This is a genomic window from Mycolicibacillus trivialis, assembly GCF_002102395.1.
Classification (GTDB): Bacteria; Actinomycetota; Actinomycetes; order Mycobacteriales; family Mycobacteriaceae; genus Mycobacterium; species Mycobacterium triviale.
In genome coordinates this window covers 1-5,415 of sequence record NZ_LQPZ01000055.1, presented here as the reverse complement: position 1 = coordinate 5,415, position 5,415 = coordinate 1, and the positions used below count along the sequence as shown (strand labels likewise).

Annotated in this window: 3 rRNA genes; all 3 read right to left on the bottom strand. The window is 56.7% G+C overall.

What is annotated here, in order from left to right:
* Positions 1–7: 7 nt before the first annotated feature.
* Positions 8–121: ribosomal RNA gene (gene rrf, locus AWC30_RS17080) — 5S ribosomal RNA — on the bottom strand.
* A gap of 117 nt (positions 122–238) precedes the next feature.
* Positions 239–3,366, bottom strand: a 23S ribosomal RNA gene (locus tag AWC30_RS17075).
* 365 nt (positions 3,367–3,731) lie between these two features.
* Positions 3,732–5,252, bottom strand: a 16S ribosomal RNA gene (locus tag AWC30_RS17070).
* The 16S, 23S and 5S rRNA genes sit together here, the layout of an rRNA operon.
* Between the last annotated feature and the right edge of the window lie 163 nt (positions 5,253–5,415).

Below are 5,415 nucleotides of genomic sequence, written 5' to 3'. Positions count from 1 at the left end.
AATGTGTGTTCGGCGGTGTCCTACTTTTCCACCCGGGTTGGGTAGTATCATCGGCGCTGGCAGGCTTAGCTTCCGGGTTCGGGATGGGTCCGGGCGTTTCCCTGTCGCTGTGTCCGCCGTAACTCTATTTTGTTGTGCCGGTCCGGTGTTTTGTTGGGGGCCGGCTTGTTGTGTTGGTTTGTCAAGGGTTATTTGGTGTGGGGTGTGGGTGGGTTGTGGGGTGTGGTTGCGTGGTGTGTGTTGTAAGTTTTCGGCCGGTTAGTGCCAGTTCCCTGAGCGCATTGCTGCGTGTGTAGGTCTGGTCTATCGATCCCGTGTTCTGCGGGGGGCCTTATCCCACTTGATGGGTGAGAAACCTGGTCTTGGAAGGGGTTTCCCGCTTAGATGCTTTCAGCGGTTATCCTGTCCGAACGTGGCTATCCAGCGGTGCCCCTGGTGGGACAACTGGTGTACCAGAGGTTCGTCCGTCCCGGTCCTCTCGTACTAGGGACAGTTTTCCTCAAGTTTCTGACGCGCGCGGCGGATAGAGACCGAACTGTCTCACGACGTTCTAAACCCAGCTCGCGTGCCGCTTTAATGGGCGAACAGCCCAACCCTTGGGACCTGCTCCAGCCCCAGGATGCGACGAGCCGACATCGAGGTGCCAAACCATCCCGTCGATATGGACTCTTGGGGAAGATCAGCCTGTTATCCCCGGGGTACCTTTTATCCGTTGAGCGACACCCCTTCCACTCGGGGGTGCCGGATCACTAGTCCCGACTTTCGTCCCTGTTTGACGTGTCAGTCTCACAGTCAAGCTCCCTTGTGCACTTACACTCAACACCTGATTGCCGTCCAGGTTGAGGGAACCTTTGGGCGCCTCCGTTACTTTTTAGGAGGCAACCGCCCCAGTTAAACTACCCGCCAGGCACTGTCCCTGAACCGGATAGACGGTTCGAGGTTAGAGGTTCAATACGACCAGAGTGGTATTTCAACAACGACTCCACCCACACTGGCGTGCGGGTTTCACAGTCTCCCACCTATCCTACACAAACCGCATCGAACATCAATACCAAGTTGTAGTGAAGGTCCCGGGGTCTTTTCGTCCTGCCGCGCGTAACGAGCATCTTTACTCGTAGTGCAATTTCGCCGAGTCTATGGTTGAGACAGTTGAGAAGTCGTTACGCCATTCGTGCAGGTCGGAACTTACCCGACAAGGAATTTCGCTACCTTAGGATGGTTATAGTTACCACCGCCGTTTACTGGGGCTTAAATTCTCAGCTTCGCGGAATTGCTTCCACTAACCGGTCCTCTTAACCTTCCAGCACCGGGCAGGCGTCAGTCCGTATACATCGTCTTGCGACTTCGCACGGACCTGTGTTTTTAGTAAACAGTCGCTTCTCACTGGTTTCTGCGACCCACTCCCGCTGCCCCGGGCAAGCCGGTTGACGGTGTGTGGGTCCCCCTTCTCCCTAAGTTACGGGGGCATTTTGCCGAGTTCCTTAACCATAGTTCACTCGTACGCCTTGGTATTCTCTACCTGACCACCTGTGTTGGTTTGGGGTACGGGCCGTGTGTGAGCTCGCTAGAGGCTTTTCTCGGCAGCTGAGGATCACCGAATTCGCCTCATACGGCTATGCATCACCTCTCGGACTTAAGTGAGACCCGGATTTGCCTGGATCTCGTCCTACGGGCTTGCCCCAGTATTACCACTGACTGGTACGGCTACCTTCCTGCGTCACCCCATCGCTTGACTACTACCAGCGAAGGTCCCACGCAGCCCCGCATCGCCATCACCCCGAAGGGATCAAGTCGATACGGTTTTGGGTGGTTAGTACCGCTGTTTCGTCATGGGCGCGCACACACGGGTACGGGAATATCAACCCGTTGTCCATCGACTACGCCTGTCGGCCTCGCCTTAGGTCCCGACTCACCCTGGGCGGACTGGCCTGGCCCAGGAACCCTTGGTCTTTCGGCGGGCAAGGTTCTCACTTGCCTTATCGCTACTCATGCCTGCATTCTCACTCCCCACACCTCCACAGCTAGATCACTCTGCTGCTTCGCTGGTGAGGGGACGCTCCCCTACCCAACCCCCAACCAAAGTGGGGATTGCCGCGGCTTCGGCGGTGTGCTTGAGCCCCGCTACATTATCGGCGCACAATCACTTGACCAGTGAGCTATTACGCACTCTTTCAAGGGTGGCTGCTTCTAAGCCAACCTCCTGGTTGTCTTCGCGACTGCACATCCTTTTCCACTTAGCACACGCTTAGGGGCCTTAGCCGGCGATCTGGGCTGTTTCCCTCTCGACGCACGGAGCTTATCCCCCGCCGTCTCACTGCCACGCTTACAACGTGCCGGCATTCGGAGTTTGGCTGACGTCAGTAACCTAGTAGGGCCCATCGGCCATCCAGTAGCTCTACCTCCAGCACGCAACACGTGACGCTGCACCTAAATGCATTTCGGGGAGAACCAGCTATCACGGAGTTTGATTGGCCTTTCACCCCTACCCACAGCTCATCCCCTCAGTCTTCAACCTAAGTGGGTTCGGGCCTCCACAGCATCTTACTGCTGCTTCACCCTGGCCATGGGTAGATCACTCCGCTTCGGGTCCAGAACACGCCACTACACCAAGTGGATACGCCCTATTCAGACTCGCTTTCGCTACGGCTCCCCCACACGGGTTAACCTCGCGACGTGTCCCTGACTCGCAGGCTCATTCTTCAAAAGGCACGCCATCACCCCACCCACAAAGGGGAGGCTTTGACGGATTGTAGGCGCATGGTTTCAGGTACTATTTCACTCCCCTCCCGGGGTACTTTTCACCATTCCCTCACGGTACTCGTCCGCTATCGGTCATCAGGAAGTATTCAGGCTTACCGGGTGGTCCCGGCAGATTCACAGCGGATTCCACGGGCCCGCTGCTACTCGGGAAACGCCGCAAGGCAGGTGTCGGGTTTTCACGTACCGGGCTCTCACCGTCTACGGCAGACCATCCCAGGCCACTTCCGCTAACCACAACACTTTCTCACTGCCCTCCAGGTGAGGTAGACCCGGACACGACACTCCCACAACCCCACAAACACAACCCCTACCCGGTATCACGTGCCTGCGGTTTAGCCATCCTCCGCGTTCGCTCGCCACTACTAACGGAATCACAATTGTTTTCTCTTCCTGCGGGTACTGAGATGTTTCACTTCCCCGCGTTCCCCCCCACCGGCTATATATTCACCGGCGGGTAACACGACATCACTCGTGCTGGGTTTCCCCATTCGGAAATCCTCGGATCTACGCTCGGTTGACAGCTCCCCGAGGCATATCGCAGCCTCCCACGTCCTTCATCGGCTCCTGATGCCAAGGCATCCACCATACGCCCTTAAACACTTACAAACACAAAAACCAAAAGTGTTCAAAAAACAAAATCACACCAACAAACAAAACCCCACAATAGAGATCTCATCTGCTAGATGCTCGCAACCACTATCCACAACTCAAACACCACACCCCACACCAAAACCGGTGAGGCGACAACACCCAAAGCGTGTTGCCTCAGGACCCAACAGTGTGCCTGGCAGCCACCACAGCAAGCTCAACGACATCGACGACACTCACATGCCCTCAACACCACTTGATGCGACGGTTCGTTGTTGTGCACCCACCGGAACGCCCACTACAGGCGCCGGCATCAATCACTATCCCAACCGCCATGAATCCCGCACTCTTCGCGGGGACGGAGGAAAAATGGTGCTCCTTAGAAAGGAGGTGATCCAGCCGCACCTTCCGGTACGGCTACCTTGTTACGACTTCGTCCCAATCGCCGATCCCACCTTCGACAGCTCCCCCCCTTACGGGTTAGGCCACTGGCTTCGGGTGTTACCGACTTTCATGACGTGACGGGCGGTGTGTACAAGGCCCGGGAACGTATTCACCGCAGCGTTGCTGATCTGCGATTACTAGCGACTCCGACTTCACGGGGTCGAGTTGCAGACCCCGATCCGAACTGAGACCGGCTTTGAAAGGATTCGCTCCACCTCACGGCATCGCAGCCCTTTGTACCGGCCATTGTAGCATGTGTGAAGCCCTGGACATAAGGGGCATGATGACTTGACGTCATCCCCACCTTCCTCCGAGTTGACCCCGGCAGTCTCCCATGAGTCCCCGCCATCACGCGCTGGCAACATGGAACGAGGGTTGCGCTCGTTGCGGGACTTAACCCAACATCTCACGACACGAGCTGACGACAGCCATGCACCACCTGTACACAGGCCACAAGGGAACCGATATCTCTACCGGCGTCCTGTGCATGTCAAACCCAGGTAAGGTTCTTCGCGTTGCATCGAATTAATCCACATGCTCCGCCGCTTGTGCGGGCCCCCGTCAATTCCTTTGAGTTTTAGCCTTGCGGCCGTACTCCCCAGGCGGGGTACTTAATGCGTTAGCTACGGCACGGATCCCAAGGAAGGAAACCCACACCTAGTACCCACCGTTTACGGCGTGGACTACCAGGGTATCTAATCCTGTTCGCTCCCCACGCTTTCGCTCCTCAGCGTCAGTTACTGCCCAGAGACCCGCCTTCGCCACCGGTGTTCCTCCTGATATCTGCGCATTCCACCGCTACACCAGGAATTCCAGTCTCCCCTGCAGTACTCCAGTCTGCCCGTATCGCCCGCACGCCCACAGTTAAGCCATGGGATTTCACGGACGACGCGACAAACCACCTACGAGCTCTTTACGCCCAGTAATTCCGGACAACGCTCGCACCCTACGTATTACCGCGGCTGCTGGCACGTAGTTGGCCGGTGCTTCTTCTGTCACTACCGTCACTTGCGCTTCGTCGTGACTGAAAGAGGTTTACAACCCGAAGGCCGTCATCCCCCACGCGGCGTCGCTGCATCAGGCTTCCGCCCATTGTGCAATATTCCCCACTGCTGCCTCCCGTAGGAGTCTGGGCCGTATCTCAGTCCCAGTGTGGCCGGACACCCTCTCAGGCCGGCTACCCGTCGTCGCCTTGGTAGGCCATAACCCCACCAACAAGCTGATAGGCCGCGGGCCCATCCCACACCGCAAAAGCTTTCCACCACACACCATGCGACATGTGGTCCTATCCGGTATTAGACCCAGTTTCCCAGGCTTATCCCGAAGTGCAGGGCAGATCACCCACGTGTTACTCACCCGTTCGCCACTCGAGCACCCCCGAAGGGGCCTTTCCGTTCGACTTGCATGTGTTAAGCACGCCGCCAGCGTTCGTCCTGAGCCAGGATCAAACTCTCCAAACAAAACCTTCAAAAAAGGCCATTCAGAAATACCTGACAAACAGTCCAATCAAACTGGACCAAAAAACACCACACCCCCAACCACGGGACGGCCAAAGGCATGGCAAAAAACAACAACAAACAAAAACCACCAAACACACTATTGAGTTCTCAAACAACACACCCG